The organism is Dyella sp. (assembly GCF_035685885.1).
GTDB lineage: Bacteria > Pseudomonadota > Gammaproteobacteria > Xanthomonadales > Rhodanobacteraceae > Dyella.
On record NZ_DASRZX010000059.1, the window covers coordinates 1 to 15,599 of the forward strand.

Sequence of the window (15,599 nt, forward strand, 5' to 3'; positions counted from 1 at the left end):
TTGGTCTTGGGCTTTTCGGGCTTCGCGGGTGCCGCCGCCGGCTTGTCGGAGGGTGCTTTCTCCGTGGCGGCCTTGGCGGGCTCGGCACTGGCAGCTTGCTCGCCGACGACGTTAGCGCTGTCTATCACGACCATGGGATTGGGCACGTCGGTAGCGAAGGGACCCAGCCCCCGGGTGGGAAGGGCCGCGATCTTGTCGACCACGTCCATGCCCTTGACCACCTTGCCGAACACCGCGTAACCCCAAGTCAACCCGCTCTGGTTGCCGACGAAGTCGAGGCGACGGTTGTCGACCAGGTTGAAGAAGAATTGGGCCGTGCCGGAGTTGGGATCAGCGGCGCGCGCCACGGCCACGGTTCCGCGCAGGTTGGAAAGGCCGTTGTCCGCTTCGCTGGGAATGGCCGAACGCGTGCGCTTGGCCTGCAGGTCACGCGTGTACAGGCCGCCCTGCACGAGATAACCCTGGATGGCGCGGTGGAACACGGTCCCGCTGTAAAAGCCATCGCGCACGTACTGCAGGAAGTTGGCGACGCTCTTGGGTGCCTTGTCCGGGAACAGTTCGATCGTGATCTCACCCTGCGAGGTGTGCAGCACGACTTCCGGGTGTGGCTGGGCGACGGGCGCCGCAGCGGGCTTGTTGGCTTGGGCCTGGAGCGCAAGCGGCGACATCAGCAGGGCGGCGAGCAGGAATCGGGTCATGGCAGACATGGCGGCATGTGGCATCGGGACATGATACGCGGCGAAGGTGCGCTGTGGACCACGCTGGCCGGCAGACGTACGGGCCCGGGTCAGGCCGGATGGACTTCCAGCAGCATGCCGAGCTCGTTCATCGGGGCCTGTTCCTGTTCCAGGTCGGCCTCGCTCAGCGGGTGCTGCTCCAGCCACGCCGACGGCATCACCAGGCGCATGCGCTGACTGGTGGCCGCCAGCTGCATTTGCGGCAACGACTCGGCGCGGCGTGCGCGACGGAACAACACGGCCAGGCGCAGCAGGGCGGTGATGTAGCGCGCGAGCTGGCGGTAACGCTGCGGCAACGCGGAGAAAGTGGCCTTGTCGGGCTTGCGGCGATGCGATTCCACGATCGCGGCCAGCAGCTGCTGCTCCTGCCGCGAGAAGCCGGCGAGATCTGCGTGGCGCAGGATATAGGCGCCATGATGATGGTGCTGGCTGTGCGCGATGGCGAGGCCGATCTCGTGCACGCGAGAGGCCCACGACAGCCATTCGCGCGCTTCCGCATCGAGCCGCCACGAGCGTGCGACCTGGTCGAAGAGCATCAGTGCGGTGGATTCCACGCGGCGCGCCTGGGCGCGATCCACGCCGTAACGGTTTGCCAGTGCGTCGATGCTGGAAGTGCGCGGATCGGTGCCTCCGGCGCGGCCGATGAGGTCCCATAGCAGGCCTTCGCGCATCGAGCTTTCGCACACGCGCATGCGTTCGATGCCCAAAGCCTCGAACGCCGCCTCGAAGATCACCACGCCACCGGCGATGACCGGCGCGCGGTCTTCGGTCAGGCCAGGCAGCCTCAGATCGCTGATCTGCCCCTGTGCCAGCAGCGCGTCGCGCAGTGCCGCCAACGATGCAGGCGTAATGCCATCGTCGGAGAATTTCATGGCCTGTACGACGGAGCCGATGGCCTTGGCGGTGCCGGAGGAGCCATAAGCTTCCACCCAGCCCGATTCGCGGTAGTCCTCCGCGAACTGCTGCAGCAGCACGCCGATTTCGTTGTTGGCGCGCTGCCAGCGTTTGCGGTTGAGCTTGCCGCCGGGGAAGAAGCGTAACGTGGAGGCGATGCAGCCGGCCTGCACGCTTTCGGTGTGCATCGGCGCGAAGCCGCGGCCGATGATGAACTCCGTGCTGCCGCCACCCACGTCGATCACCAGGCGGCTTTCGCGCGAGGCGGGCAGGTCATGCGAGGAGCCCAGGAAGATCAGGCGGCCTTCCTCGCGGCCGGAGACGATTTCCACCGGATGGCCAAGCGCGGCTTCCGCCGCCGTGAGGAAGGATTGCGGCGAGGCCAGTCGGCGCACGGTGTTGGTAGCAACCGCGCGGATGCGAATCGAAGGCACGCCAGCGATGCGTTGGCCGAATCGGGCCAGGCAGTTGAGCGCGCGGCTGCGGTGTTCGGAATCGAGCGTGCCGTCCGCGCGTAGGCCGGCGGCCATGCGCACGGTCTCACGCAGCCGGTCGATCACACGCGGCTCACCGTGCTCTACCCGCGCCACCACCATGTGATAGCTGTTGGACCCCATATCCACGGCGGCGATCAGTTCGCCGTCCTTGATCTGGATCTGATCGCCTTGGCTCATGCGGGGCTCTAGTCGGGCTGCAAGGCGTGGATTCTCTCACGCCATCGCCAGCTCGCGAAGTCGCAAATTCAGGTGGTGACGGGCACCAGCTTGTCGAGCAGGCACTGCTGCGCGCTGTGCGGTGGCTGGTCGCCCGCTCGAGCCCGGCTGTAGCGGCCCTTGTGATCCAGCAACCAGGCGTCGGTGTTGTCCGCCAGGTAGTTGGCCAGCGTCTCCTCGTACACGCGTTTGGCCAGCGCGGGATCGAGAATGGGAAAAGCCACTTCGATGCGGCGCATCAGGTTGCGCTCCATCCAGTCGGCGCTGGCGCAGTAAATCTCCGGCGAACCATCGTTGGCGAACCAGTACACGCGGCTGTGTTCCAGGAAGCGCCCGACGATCGAGCGCACCCGGATGCGTTCGGACACGCCCGGCAGACCGGGACGCAGCGTGCATGCCCCCCGCACGATCAGGTCGATCTCCACGCCCGCCTGCGAGGCGCGATAAAGCGCCTGGATCACGTGCGCCTCATTGAGCGCATTGAGCTTGGCGACGATGCGTGCTGGCCTGCCCGCGAGCGCGTGGGTTGTCTCGCGCTCGATCTTCTCCAACACACCCTTGTACAGCGTGAACGGTGAGTGCAGCAGGTGCTGCAGCTCGATCACCGGTCCCAGGCCGGAGAGCTGCTGGAATACCTTGTGCAGGTCCTCGCCGATGCCCGGATGCGCCGTCATCAGGCCGATGTCGGTATAGCTGCGGCTGTTGGCCTGGTGGTAGTTGCCCGTCGACAAGTGCACGTAGCGGCGCAGGCTGTCGTCCTCGCGGCGCACGACCAGCAGCATCTTCGCGTGCGTCTTGAAGCCCACCACGCCATAGACGACCTGCACGCCGGCTTCCTGCAGGCGCGTGGCGAGGCGGATGTTGGCCTCCTCGTCGAAGCGCGCGCGCAGCTCGATCACCACGGTGACGTCTTTGCCGTTGCGGGCCGCCTCCACCAGCAGGTCCACCAGCGGCGTATCCACGCCGGCGCGGTAGAGCGTCTGCTTGATCGCCAGCACCGCGGGATCCTGTGCTGCCTGACGCAGCAGGTCCACGACCGCCGCAAACGATTCGTACGGATGGTGAAGCAACACGTCCTGCTGGCGCAGCACCTCGAACTTGCAGCGGCTGTCCTTGAATACGTGCGGCAGTTGCGGAATGAAGCGCGGGAACTTCAGTTCCGGCCGCTCCAACCCATCGTAGATGGTGCCGGCGCGAATGATGTTGACCGGGCCGTCGCAGCGATAGACGTCCGATTCCTCCAGCTCGAAGTTGGCGATGAGCATGGCGACGATCGACTTGGGACAGTCGTTGCCGATCTCCAGCCTGACCGGGCGAGCGTAGCCACGGCCCAGCAGTTCCTCGCTCAACGCGCGGGCGAGGTTGTCCACTTCGGCCTCTTCCACCATCAGCTCGCTATTGCGGGTGACGCGGAACTGATACGAGCCGGCCACCTTGAAGCCGGGGAACATCAGGTCGACGAAACCCTGCAGCAGCTCGGCGAGGAAGATGTAGTGCGTGCCGTCACCAGAGACTTCATCGGGCAGGCGGATGATGCGCGGCAATGAACGCGGCGCGCGCACCAGCGCCATGTGTCCTTCTCGCCCGAACGCATCGCGGCCCTTCAGCACCACGGCGACATTGAGCGTCTTGTTGAGAATGCGCGGGAACGGGTGCGCCGGGTCGAGACCCAACGGCGACAGCACCGGCATCACTTCGTTTTCGAAATAGCCTTGCAGCCACCGACGCTGCACGTCTGTCCAGCGATCGCGGGTGAGGAAATGAATGCCTTCGGCGTCCAGCGCAGGACGCAGTTCCTCTTGCCAGGTGGTGTACTGCTCGGCCACCAGGTCGAGCACGCGCTTGCGTATGCGCCCCAGCAATTCACCGGACGACAGGCCATCCGGCCCGGGCGCGGCCGAGCCGAACATGTGGTGATGCTTGAGCATCGCCACGCGCACCTCGAAGAATTCGTCGAGGTTGTTGGCCACGATGCTGAGGAAACGCAACCGCTCCAGCAGTGGCATGCGCGTATCGCGAGCTTGTGCCAGCACGCGGAAATTGAACTCGAGCGCCGCCAGTTCACGGCTCAGGTAAAACTCGGGGGCGGCACGGTCGGCGACCGGCGAGGGAGTGGCAGGTTTACGGCGCATTGGCCCATTCTGGCCGATGCGGCGATTTGTTACATGGCGCAGTGCCGCGGACTGTGACGAGCGTTCAGCTAAGGGCGAAGAGGGCGGCGGACGGCTCAGTCCGGATCGCTGCCACCCGGCACCAGCAGGCGTTCGCTGCTGAACCAGCAGGCGAACGTTGAGCCTTGGCCGGGCTCGCTCTGGATGTCCAGGCGGGCCTGGTGCAGGTTCAGCACATGCTTGACGATCGACAGGCCCAGGCCGGTGCCGCCGCTCTCGCGCGAGCGGCTGGACGACACGCGGTAGAAGCGCTCGGTGAGACGCGCCAGGTGCGCGGCGGGAATGCCGTAGCCGGTGTCCGTCACCGAATACACCGCGCCCTCGGGTGTGCGGCGCCAGCGGATGGTGATGCGTCCGCCGGTGGGCGTGTAACGCACGGCGTTGCTCACCAGGTTGGAGAACGCACTGTGCAGGTCCTTCACTGAGCCGAGCAGGTCGGCCTCGGCGGTGGATTCCACCGCGATCTGGTGCCGTCCCTGGCTCAGCGCTTCGGCTTCCTTGCGGATGGTGGCGAGCAATGGCGCCATCTGCACGCGCTCATCCTGCACGTGCTCCTGCGTTTCCAGGCGCGAGAGCGTCAGCAGGTCCTCGACGATCTGGCCCATGCGCTTGGACTGCGCGCGCATCTCGTTGAGCACTGGCGCGAGTTCCGGCACGTCTTCCGGATCGATAAGTTCGAGGTAGCCGTGGATCACCGTCAGCGGCGTGCGCAGCTCGTGCGACACGTTGGCCACGAAGTCGCGGCGGATCTGCTCCAGCCGGGTGAGATGGCTCACGTCGCGCGCCAGCAAAAGGCGCTGGCGGCGGCCGAACGGCAGCAGCGTGACGTTGATGTGGCGGTTTGGATGGCCGGGTGCGGCGACGTCGTTGAGCGGCTCGCGTGCGCCGTCCTTCAACCAGGTGGCCAGTTCGGTCGTGCTGAGGCGTTCGTCCAGGTGCGCGCCGCGGTCCTGCGGTCGACGCAGGCCCAGCAGGTCTTCGGCGGCGTGGTTGAACCAGCGGACGTGCTGCTCGTTGTCGAGCAGGACGACTGCGTCCGGCAGGCTGCCGGCGGCACTGCGCAGGTCGCGCAAACTGGAGGCAATGCGGCGGGAGCGCGTCATGAAACGGTCATGCTGTAGGGAGTGTGCCGTGGAATTTTGCGTCATCATGTGCCGTGCTTGATGACGGATTCGGGTCAGCAGCAAGACGATTTCCACGATCGCAACGAGTGCTACGCCGGTAGCGACATGGCCGCCTGCAAGCCCACCCGCGAGTGCACCCACCAGCAGCCCGGCAACGATGGCGGCCGGCAGCTTCCAGGAGCGGTCGAAGAGGATGGGCATGGGCGGTCAGTCGAAGACGCCGGGCTGGCGGTGCGCCAGCATCGGCAAAAGCCTGCGCGCCCGCAATAGTGCCGTTGGGCGCGTCAGACGCTGGCGGAAAAGCGGTAGCCCGCACCGCGCACGGTCTGCACCATGTCGTCCAGCTTCCATGGTTCGAGCGTCTTGCGCAGTCGACGGATGTGCACGTCCACGGTGCGTTCTTCCACGTAGACGCTGCCACCCCATACATGGTCGAGCAGCTGCGCACGCGAGTAGACGCGTTCCGGATGGGTCATGAAGAAATACAACAGGCGGTATTCGGTGGGGCCAATGGTCACCGGATCGTCGCCGGCAAATACGCGGTGCGCGGGGCCGTCGATGCGGAGGCCGCCGAGCTCGACCATGCCCGAGCCGTCATCACCCTGGCTACGGCGCAGCACGGCCTTGATGCGTGCCACCAGTTCACGGGTGGAGAACGGCTTGACCACGTAGTCGTCCACGCCCGCCTCCAGACCGTTGACCCGATCCATCTCCTCGCCGCGCGCGGTGAGCATGATGATGGGGACTTCGCGGCTGAGTTCTTCCTTGCGCAGGCGACGGGCCAGTTCCAGACCGCTGGTGCCGGGCAGCATCCAGTCGAGCAGGATGAGATCCGGCACCTGTTCGGCAATGGCGAGCTGGGCGGCACGGGCGTCGGCCGCGTGGATAGCGTCCATGCCGGCCTTGCGCAGGGCGAAGGCGACCATGTCGCGGATCGAAGCTTCGTCTTCGACGATCAGGATGCGTTTGTGCACGCGTGGGGTCCGCTGGGTAGGCCTGTGACGCAATTATTGCAACGGGGAAATGTTACGCCAGCATGACATTTCACGTCCGGGCAACGCGATTGTGCGTCTTGGCGCCCCTGAAGTTCGCTCAGCGAACGGTTTCCCGCGCGGAGAAACACAGGCGTCCCTGGCAGTTGGCGCCGTTTTGCAGCGGCTGCTGGCTGCGACCATCCGGGTTGTCGTCCGTCTGCACTTTGCGCTTGCGTAGTTCCATGACGAGCGGCGTGAGGTCGTTGATCCTCGCCTGGATGCGGGCGCGTGCGTAGTAGTCCAGGTCCGGACGCTGCAGCAGGCGCTTGAGCTGTTCCATGGCGTCGAAGGGACGGCCGGACAGGTAGGACGCATCGGCGTACGCCTCGCCTGCGCGCACGGTGTCGCCGGCCTTGTCGCTTGCCTGGGCGAATGCGCGGTAAAGCTCGGGTTCGTCGTTGTTGTCGAGCATGGGCATCAGCATCGCACCGGCCTGGCGCGCGTCATCCTGCGTGCCGCCTTCGGTCAGCGCCTTGGCATAACCCAGGGCAATCGCTCGATTGCGTGGCGATTGCTGGTTGAGATCGGCGTACATGGCCAATGCTTCAGCTCGACGCCCCGCCTGCAGCTTCGCATCCGCCATCGCCAGGCGAAGCACTTGGCTGTCTGGATGCGCGGTGAGCAGCGGCTGCAACTCGTCGATGGCCTTGGCGCCCCGATTGCTGCGTACAAGGGCCAGCGCGTAACCATAACGGTTGGAAGGCGTGTCGAAACCGTGCTGGTTCTGCAGGCTGGTGGCGTAATACGTGGCCAACTGGCCGGCATCCTGCGAGAGCACGCGCACGCGCTCGCGCATCAGCAGGAACGTATCCAGCCCGCCCTTGCCGTCGCGGGAGGCGAGCGCGGTGGCATCCTTGACGAAGGCGATGGGTGCCGTGCTTTTTTCCCACTGCGTCTTGTCCAGGGTGGAGCCGGAGGGGCGCTGCTTCTGCCGCGCAGCCAGGGCGCCTGCACGTGATTTGGCGTCGCTGATGCGGTCCAGCGTGACGGGGTGGTCCTGCAAGAGCGCCGGCGTGTCACCCAGGTCGCCGCCCGAACCCACGCGCAGCGTGTCTTCCATGCGGGCGAAAAACGAGGCCATCGCGTTGGGGTCGTAGCCTGCATTGGAGAGCGTCTGGATGCCTGCGCGGTCGGCTTCGATCTCGTCCTTGCGGGTGAAGTTGATCTGGCGCTGCATCAGCAGGCCCTGGCCGCCCATCAGCACGGCACCCGCGGCATCGCCTGCGCCGGCACCGGCACCGGCGGCAATCGCGCCCAGCAGTACCAGCGCCATCAGCGGCGTGTCCTTCTTCGAGGCTTCGAAGGCGCGCTCCAGATGGTTCTGCGTGATATGGCCGATTTCATGCGCGATCACGCCAGCGAGTTCGCTCTCGCTGTTGGTGAGCACGATGAGCCCGGAGTTCACCGCGATATAGCCGCCCGGCGCGGCGAACGCGTTGATGATGTTGTCCTTGGCGATGAAGAACGAGAAATGGTCCTTCGGTTTCTCGCTGCCCGAGACCAGTCGATAACCCAGGTCGTTGATGTAGTCGTCGAGCATGGGGTCGTCCAGCACCATGTCGAGCGCGCGCATCTGGCGCAGCATGGCGGCGCCATAATCCTTGGCTTCCTGCGGGGAGATCAGCGCGTTGGCCGAACTGCCCAGATCGGGCAGGCGCACGTCGTGGTCCTGGGCCTGGCTGCCCATCGTCAGGCCGGCGCAGAGCAGGGCGACCAGCAGGCGGGTGGGCACGAAGCGTTTCGTCATGGGCATCCTGCCCGCGTTAAGCGGCGTCGACATGCGTTGGGCTGTCCGTGGAAGAGACATGTGCCGGCCTTTCCAGGCACGGCGTCAGGCGGTTTCCGGAAGCGTAGTGGGGAGGGCGTGGTGCCATTCGCATAGGTCAGGGACAATACCACCAGTGACAGCGGCCGAAGGCGTCAGTTCAGTGCCTTGCGGGTTGTTTCCCAAGGCCGTTGCCCCCACTTTCAAACAGTCGTATTAATTTTCGATGCCGGAGTGAGTCGTGCCCAAGATCGAGATCTATTCAACCGCCGTATGTCCGTACTGCGTGTCCGCCAAGAATTTGCTCAAGGCCAAGGGGCTGGAGTGGACGGAAGTGCGCGTGGACATGGACCCCGCCCAGCGCGATGCCATGCTGGCGCGCAGTGGCGGTCGTCGGACGGTGCCGCAGATCTTCATCAATGGCCACCACGTGGGCGGCTTCGACGACCTCGCCGCCGCCGATCGCAACGGCAAGCTGGCCGAACTGCTGGAGACCGTCGCATGAGCAAGCCTACCGACGAACAGGCCGGCAAGGATCGCCTGGCGGAATTCACGGCGTTCCGACATCGCATGAACGAGCGCATCCTGTCCGAGGACAACCAGGTGGTACGGCGCTTCTTCGCGCTGGACACGCAGACCTACAAGCCCGGCGCGCTCGACGTGAAGACCAAGGAACTGCTGGGCCTGGTCGCCTCCATGGTGCTGCGCTGCGACGATTGCATCAGCTACCACGTCGCGCAGTGCAAGGATGCTGGCGTGACGCGCGAGGAGTTCTTCGAGACCTTCAGCGTGGGCCTTGTGGTGGGCGGTTCCATCGTGATTCCGCACTTGCGTCGCGCAGTGGACTTCCTCGACCAGCTCGAGTCGGGCAGCGCCGCCACGGCTGATTGCGCCAGCCACAGCTGAGCATCCGGGCGGGGCGGCGGTTACTCCTTGTCGTCGCCTCTTGCCGCGATCTTGACGCGTGCGAGTTTATTCAATGCTGCATGCGAGGATTTGCAACGGCCGCCGGGGCGTTCGCTCTGGCTGCTCGATGCGGCATGGGGGATAATTAAAGGGATTATGGCCCTGATGTCCCCCGCTTCAGGGTTGCACGATTCTTATCCCAAGGAGTGTCCCCATGAGCAAGACCATTGCCGTGATTCCGGGCGACGGTATCGGCCCCGAGATCATGAACGCCACGCTGCGCGTGCTCGACGCCCTGGACTGCGGCCTGTCCTACGAGTTCGTCGACGCCGGCATGGTTGCGCTGGAAAAGAGCGGTGACCTCCTGCCGCAGCCGACGCTCGACGCCATCGCCAAGCACAAAGTGGCCCTCAAGGGCCCGCTGACCACGCCGGTCGGTGGCGGCTTCACCTCGATCAACGTCACGCTGCGCCGCCACTTCGACCTGTACGCCAACGTGCGTCCGGCGATCAGCTTCCCGGGCACCAAGGCGCGCTTCGAGAACATCGACATCATCACGGTGCGCGAGAACACCGAGGGTGCATACCTGTCCGAAGGCCAGACCCTGTCCGAAGACGGCGAGACCGCCATCTCGATGGTGCGCAACACGCGCAAGGGCTCCAGCCGAATCGTGCGCTACGCCTTCGAGCTGGCCGTGAAGAAGGGCCGCAAGAAGGTCACGGCCGTGCACAAGGCCAACATCATCAAGACCGCGTCGGGCCTGTTCCTCAACGTGGCGCGTGAAATCGCCAAGGAATACCCGCAGATCGAGTTCAACGAGATGATCGTGGACAACGCCTGCATGCAGCTGGTGATGAAGCCCGAGCAGTTCGACGTGATTGTCACCACCAACCTGTTCGGCGACATCCTGTCGGATCTGTGCGCAGGCCTGGTCGGCGGCCTGGGCCTGGCTCCGGGCGACAACATCGGCACTGATGCGGCGATTTTCGAAGCCGTGCACGGTTCTGCGCCGGACATCGCCGGCAAGGGCATCGCCAATCCCTGCGCGCTGCTGCTCGCCGCGGCCGACATGCTTGATCACCTCGGCATGGTGGACAAGGGCAACAAGGTGCGCGACGCGATCCGCGACACCATGACCCACGACCGCGACAGCGTCACGCCGGACATCGGTGGCAAGGGCAGCACGGACAGCTTCGGTGACGCCATCGTCAAGCGCGTGCGCGCCTGATCGCTTCGCCGCACGAAAGTAAAAAGCCCCTCTTCCGAGGGGCTTTTTTGTGCCTTACGCAGCGTGCTTGGCCGCAGGCTTGTAGCTGCCGGCCGGTGTCTGGAACGCGACATTGATGCGGTTCCAAGTGTTGATCATGCCCACGATCACCGTGAGGTTCAGCAGCTCCTCTTCGCTGAACACCGCGCGTGCCTGCTCGTAGAGCGCGTCGGACACACCGTGGTCGCCCAGTCGCGTGACGGCCTCGGCCCAACCCAGTGCTGCGCGCTCGCGATCGGAGTAGAGCGAGGTCTCGTGCCAACCGGAGACAAGATAGAGGCGCTGTTCGGTTTCGCCTGCGGCGCGCGCGTCCTTGCTGTGCATGTCGATGCAATAGGCGCAGCCATTGATCTGCGAAACGCGCAGCAGGACAAGATCCACCATCATCGGTTCCAGGCCGGTGTCGTGGACGGCCGCGCTGAAGTCGAGCACCGGCTTCAGAGCCTTGGAATACTTCATGATCGAAAGACGCTTGGACATGGGAAGACTCCTCGAAGTGCGGCCACCATGGCCGCTCATGACAAGGACGTATCGGCGCCTGGATTCGTGACAGCTTCCAGTCGCGCGAGCTTCTCGGGGTTGCGCAGCGAATGGATGCCGGTGATGCGCTCGCCGTCGGTGTCGATCCATGCCACCGTGGCCAGCTTCGTATCCACCCAGGTCAGCAGGGCAGGCGCGCCATTGAGCCACTGCAGGCGATGCACGATCGGAAGAGCCTGATAACGCTGAGCAATGATGGAATACAGGCGTACGATGCGTTCGCCGCCGTGCAGGGGCCGCAGCGTGGCCCTCACCTTGCCGCCGCCGTCGGCAAGATGCACGGCATCTTCTGCGAACAACGCCTGCAGTGACGGGACGCTGGCCTCTTCCAGCGCATCGCGGAATTTTTCCAGCAGCCGGCGCTGCACGTCCGGCGCATGCGTGAAACGCGGGCGGCCCTCACGCAGGCGCTGGCGTGCGCGATGCACGCGTTGACGGCATGCGTCTTCGCTGATCTGCAGCATCGTCGCCGTCTCTGCGTGGCTGTAATCGAACACCTGATTGAGCAGGAATGCGGCGCGTTCCTCGGCTGTCAGGCGTTCGAGCAGGGCAAGGAACGACAGACTGAGGCTTTCGTTGCGTTCGAGCTGCGCTTCCGGCTGCTCGGTCTCTTCCACCAGGGGCTCGGGAAGCCATGGACCCGTGTAGTGCTGGCGCTCGGTCTTGGCGCGGCGCAGGCGATCGAGCGCGATGCGCGTGGTGACCGTGACCAACCACGCCTCGGCATCGTCCAGCACGTTGGCGTCCTGCTGGTGCCAACGCAGCCATGCGTCATGCAGGACATCCTCGGCATCGGCTTGCGTGCCAAGCATGCGATAGGCCAGCCCGAGCAGGCGTGGCCGGTGTTTCTGGAACGTTGCGGTTGCGTGGTCCATGTCAGGTTCCTCGGGGAGGCTCCATGCAAGGACGTGCGAGGCCGGTCGGATGTGACCGTCAGTGCACCAACGGCCAGGGTGCCAGGAAAACGAGCCAGATCAGCAACAACATGCCAACGTACTTGATGGCGCGGAACAGTTTCGGATGTTTTCTCTTGAAGGCGCGGTTGCGTTCGCGGCTGCGCTGGTTGAGCGCGAACATGCGGTTGACGAAACCGGTTTTTTCCTCGGGCGATTCCGTATTGGGCGAGGCGGTGATCTTGCCCATGAAGGCGCCGACGCGATGGTTGATCGCGCTCACGAGTCGCGTGCGCAACGGCCGCTCGACGTCGGCGAACAGGATCACGCGCGTCTGGTCGGTGCGGTTCTCGGCCCAGTGCACGTAGGTCTCGTCGAACACCACGTCCTTGCCATCGCCCCAGCTGTGCATTTCGCCGTCGATGAAGATGCGGCAATCCTCGGAATTGGGCGTGATCAGGCCAAGGTGATAGCGCAAGGAGCCTGCGAACGGATCGCGGTGGGGATTGAGCTTGCTGCCCGGTGGCAGCAGCGCAAACATCGCGGCCTTCACGCTGGGAATGGCGTTGAGCAAGGCCACGGTCTTGGGGCACAGCGCTTCGGCGGAAGACAACGGCTCGCCGTACCACTTGAGGTAAAAACGCTTCCAGCCCTGCTTGAAGAAGCTGTTGAAGCTGGCGTCGTTGTGTTTTTCCGCCGCGCGGATATAGCCCTCGTCGAACAGATGCAGGGCTTCCTCGCGGATGGCCTGCCAGTTCGCCTGCAGCAGGTCCAGCTGGGGGAATCCGCGACGATCGAGGATGGGCGTGGCCGGCACCGCCGAGAACGCATACATCAGCAGGTTGTAGGGCGCGAATACCGCCGAGTGATCCACCAGCTGGCGATCAAAGCGCAACCTCGCGCGGCCGCGCAGGTGCACCAGCAGCACGCAGAACGCGAACACGGCGAACAGGATCAGCAGGACAAGGCGTGGGGCGAGGATCATGGACGGTGGCACGGCCGAGGGGCGTAAGCGCTCATTCTACTCTCTGGCCGTCCCGTTCCGGCTTGGCGATTCAGCGTGCGTGCGGGTTTGCCCTTCAGTGGCCCAGCACGTGAAGGTCGCCGCCGCCCGGCTGATAGCCGCGTTCCAGCGCCCGGTGCACATAGCCCACGGCGCGACGCACGGCAGAGCGGGGCAGGCGGCCTCGAGCCAGCTCCGCGGCGATGGCGGATGCCAGCGTGCAGCCCGTGCCATGGCCTTCCAGCGGCAGGCGCGGATGGCGCAGCTCCATCACGCCGTTCTCATCGTAGAAACGGTCCACGACGTCGCGCTCGTTCGAATGACCGCCCTTGAGCAACACCGAACGGGCGCCAAGCGCCAGCAAGGCCTCGCCCGCGCGATCGAATTGCTCGGGCTTTCGCAGCTTGCGACCCAGCAGGGCTTCCGCTTCCGGAAGGTTCGGCGTCAACACGTCGGCCAGGGGAATGAGTTCTTCGACCATGGCCTCAACGGCGTCCTCATCGAGCAGTCGCGCGCCGCTGGTGGAGATCATCACCGGGTCGACCACCAGCCATGCGGGCTTGCGCGCGCGCATTTCTTTCGCCACCAACCGCGTGACGGAGGCACTGCCAAGCATGCCGGTCTTCACGGCGGCGATGGGGAAGTCGTCGAACACGGCCTCGAGCTGGCTGCGGATGTGCTTGAGCGGCACCGTATGGACGGCCGTCACGCCCTGCGTGTTCTGCGAGGTAATCGCGGTGATGACCGAAAGGCCGTGCACCTGGTGCGCATGGAAGGCTTTCAGGTCGGCCTGGATGCCTGCGCCGCCACCGGAGTCGGAGCCGGCGATGGTGAGGGCGATGGGAGGGGCGGTGCGGGGCATGGTCGGGTTTGCCTTGCGGAACGGGATCATTATCGCAGGCGACTGAGGCGTCACGCCCATCTGTCGCCGGTGAAAGCTCGACGTGACACTCGAACCCTGACGCTACTGGATTCCGGCGCAGGCCGGAATCTGGTGTCGGCAATGGCGGGCGAAAAACCGCACAGGTGACGCGAACGAGCACGGGTACCCATGCGTCATTCCGCTGCTGACGGCACGGACCGCACAGCCCGCCGGCAGAAGCCGGCAGGCTGTTCAAAGAACTACAGCACCTCGGACGCAAAATCGGCCAGTCGCGAACGCTCTCCGCGGCGCAGCGTTATGTGTGCGGAGTGTTCCCAGTGCTTGAAGCGATCGACCGCGTAGGTCAGGCCCGAGGTGGTTTCCGTCAGGTATGGCGTGTCGATCTGCTCCACGTTGCCCAGGCACACGATCTTGGTGCCGGGACCTGCGCGGGTGATCAGCGTCTTCATCTGCTTGGGCGTGAGGTTCTGCGCCTCGTCGATGATCAGGTAGCGCGACAGGAAGGTACGTCCGCGCATGAAGTTGAGCGAACGGATCTTGATGCGCGAGGCGAGCAGGTCGTTGGTGGCCTGTCGTCCCCAGCTGCCGCCTTCCTCGGGGTTGGCGAGCACTTCGAGGTTGTCGGTGAGCGCACCCATCCAGGGCGTCATCTTTTCCTCTTCCGTGCCGGGCAGGAAACCGATGTCTTCGCCGACAGACACTGTCGCGCGCGTCATGATGATTTCGCGATAGCGCTGCTGGTCCATCACTTGCGCCAATCCGGCGGCGAGCGCCAGCAGCGTCTTGCCGGTGCCCGCGGTGCCGAGCAGGGTGACGAAGTCGACGTCCGGATCCATGAGCACGTTCAGCGCAAAGTTCTGCTCACGGTTGCGTGCCGCGATGCCCCACACGCCGTGGTTGGCGTGGCTGTGGTCATCCAGCAGCACCAGCGTCGCGCGAGTTTCGTCCACGCGCAGCACGCGCAGTTCCACGCTGTTGTCCCCAGGCAGGAACAGGCACTGGTTGGCGTACCAGTCCTCGTCATCGCGACGGTCTACCTTGTAGAAGGTGCGGCCGCGCTCATTCCATGACTGCACCTCGGGATGGCGGTCCCAGAAATCCTCGGGCAGCTCCGCCGAGCCCGTGTACAGCAGGGTGAAGTCGTCGAGCGCGCGATCGTTCTCGTAATCCTCCGCATCGATGCCATAGATCTTGGCCTTGATGCGCAGGTTGATGTCCTTGCTGACCAGCACCACCGAACGATCGGGGTTCTGGTCGCGCAGCTCGATCACCGCCGACAGGATGAGGTTGTCCGCCTTGCCGTGACCATTGGTGGTGCGCTGCTGGAAATACAGCCGGCCCACGGCGCCGCCGCGCTTGAGGTTGACGCCTTCCGGGTTGGCCAGTTCCAGGCCATTGCTGATGCCGTGGCCATTGCCGCGCACGATCAGTTCGTTGAGAAAACGGCTGACCTGGCGACCGTTGCGCGAGACTTCCGATGCGCCCTTTTTCTTTTCGTCCAGCTCTTCCAGCACCGTCATGGGAATGAAGACGTCGTGTTCTTCGAAGCGGAACAGCGAGGTCGGATCGTGCAACAACACATTGGTGTCGAGGGCGTAGATGCGCTTGCTTCCGGTCATGCGGACGGAACCTCTTGGTCGTGCGGAGTGGAAGTGCCGCGGCTGGGCGA

Annotated in this window: 14 protein-coding genes; 3 read left to right on the forward strand and 11 right to left on the reverse strand. The window is 64.9% G+C overall.

The genetic code is table 11. The features are described 5' to 3' along the window. The 6 genes from VFG49_RS07180 to VFG49_RS07205 form a co-directional block, all read right to left on the reverse strand. On the reverse strand, window positions 1–698 hold a 698-nt coding region (locus VFG49_RS07180), incomplete at its 3' end, for a peptidylprolyl isomerase (RefSeq protein ID WP_324858909.1). Window positions 699–787: 89 nt separating this feature from the next. Next, window positions 788–2,305 (reverse strand): Ppx/GppA phosphatase family protein, encoded by a 1,518-nt coding sequence (locus VFG49_RS07185; protein ID WP_324858911.1) that lies wholly within the window; start codon window positions 2,303–2,305, stop codon window positions 788–790. A 68-nt stretch (window positions 2,306–2,373) separates the two neighbouring features. Beyond that, window positions 2,374–4,476 carry a polyphosphate kinase 1 gene (gene ppk1, locus VFG49_RS07190; protein WP_324858913.1) on the reverse strand — a complete coding sequence of 701 codons (2,103 nt, stop codon included), beginning with the start codon at window positions 4,474–4,476 and terminating at the stop codon, window positions 2,374–2,376. Between the two features lie 95 nt (window positions 4,477–4,571). Next, the gene (gene phoR, locus VFG49_RS07195) at window positions 4,572–5,840 is read right to left on the reverse strand and encodes a phosphate regulon sensor histidine kinase PhoR (protein WP_324858915.1); all 1,269 of its coding nucleotides are present in this window, start codon (window positions 5,838–5,840) and stop codon (window positions 4,572–4,574) included. Between the two features lie 83 nt (window positions 5,841–5,923). After that, window positions 5,924–6,613: a phosphate regulon transcriptional regulator PhoB gene (phoB, locus tag VFG49_RS07200; RefSeq protein WP_324858917.1), complete on the reverse strand. Its 690-nt coding sequence runs from the start codon at window positions 6,611–6,613 to the stop codon at window positions 5,924–5,926. A 118-nt stretch (window positions 6,614–6,731) separates the two neighbouring features. Continuing rightward, the gene (locus VFG49_RS07205; RefSeq protein ID WP_324858919.1) at window positions 6,732–8,426 is read right to left on the reverse strand and encodes a M48 family metalloprotease; all 1,695 of its coding nucleotides are present in this window, start codon (window positions 8,424–8,426) and stop codon (window positions 6,732–6,734) included. Window positions 8,427–8,679: 253 nt separating this feature from the next. Here VFG49_RS07205 and grxC point away from each other — a divergent pair, with 253 nt between their 5' ends. The 3 genes from grxC (at window position 8,680) to VFG49_RS07220 (ending at window position 10,572) form a co-directional block, all read left to right on the forward strand. Beyond that, window positions 8,680–8,943, forward strand: a complete 264-nt coding sequence (gene grxC, locus VFG49_RS07210) for a glutaredoxin 3 (RefSeq protein WP_324858921.1) — start codon at window positions 8,680–8,682, stop codon at window positions 8,941–8,943. Then, a complete protein-coding gene (locus tag VFG49_RS07215; RefSeq protein ID WP_324858923.1) occupies window positions 8,940–9,344 on the forward strand; it encodes a carboxymuconolactone decarboxylase family protein in 405 nt (134 codons plus the stop codon). Before grxC ends, VFG49_RS07215 begins: the two co-directional genes overlap by 4 nt. 214 nt (window positions 9,345–9,558) lie before the next feature. Further along, the gene (locus VFG49_RS07220; protein ID WP_324858925.1) at window positions 9,559–10,572 is read left to right on the forward strand and encodes an isocitrate dehydrogenase; all 1,014 of its coding nucleotides are present in this window, start codon (window positions 9,559–9,561) and stop codon (window positions 10,570–10,572) included. A gap of 54 nt (window positions 10,573–10,626) precedes the next feature. Here VFG49_RS07220 and VFG49_RS07225 read toward each other — a convergent pair whose 3' ends face one another. From VFG49_RS07225 to VFG49_RS07245, 5 genes are all read right to left on the reverse strand, one after another. Beyond that, window positions 10,627–11,091 carry a carboxymuconolactone decarboxylase family protein gene (locus tag VFG49_RS07225; protein WP_324858927.1) on the reverse strand — a complete coding sequence of 155 codons (465 nt, stop codon included), beginning with the start codon at window positions 11,089–11,091 and terminating at the stop codon, window positions 10,627–10,629. Between the two features lie 35 nt (window positions 11,092–11,126). Further along, complete coding sequence (gene sigJ / locus VFG49_RS07230) at window positions 11,127–12,026, reverse strand: RNA polymerase sigma factor SigJ (RefSeq protein ID WP_324858929.1); 900 nt, start codon at window positions 12,024–12,026, stop codon at window positions 11,127–11,129. Window positions 12,027–12,084: 58 nt separating this feature from the next. After that, window positions 12,085–13,029 (reverse strand): aspartyl/asparaginyl beta-hydroxylase domain-containing protein, encoded by a 945-nt coding sequence (locus VFG49_RS07235; RefSeq protein ID WP_324858931.1) that lies wholly within the window; start codon window positions 13,027–13,029, stop codon window positions 12,085–12,087. Between the two features lie 94 nt (window positions 13,030–13,123). Beyond that, complete coding sequence (thiD, locus tag VFG49_RS07240) at window positions 13,124–13,909, reverse strand: bifunctional hydroxymethylpyrimidine kinase/phosphomethylpyrimidine kinase (RefSeq protein ID WP_324858932.1); 786 nt, start codon at window positions 13,907–13,909, stop codon at window positions 13,124–13,126. A 260-nt stretch (window positions 13,910–14,169) separates the two neighbouring features. After that, window positions 14,170–15,549, reverse strand: coding sequence for a PhoH family protein (locus VFG49_RS07245; RefSeq protein ID WP_324858934.1), 1,380 nt, complete (start codon window positions 15,547–15,549; stop codon window positions 14,170–14,172). Window positions 15,550–15,599 lie beyond the last annotated feature (50 nt).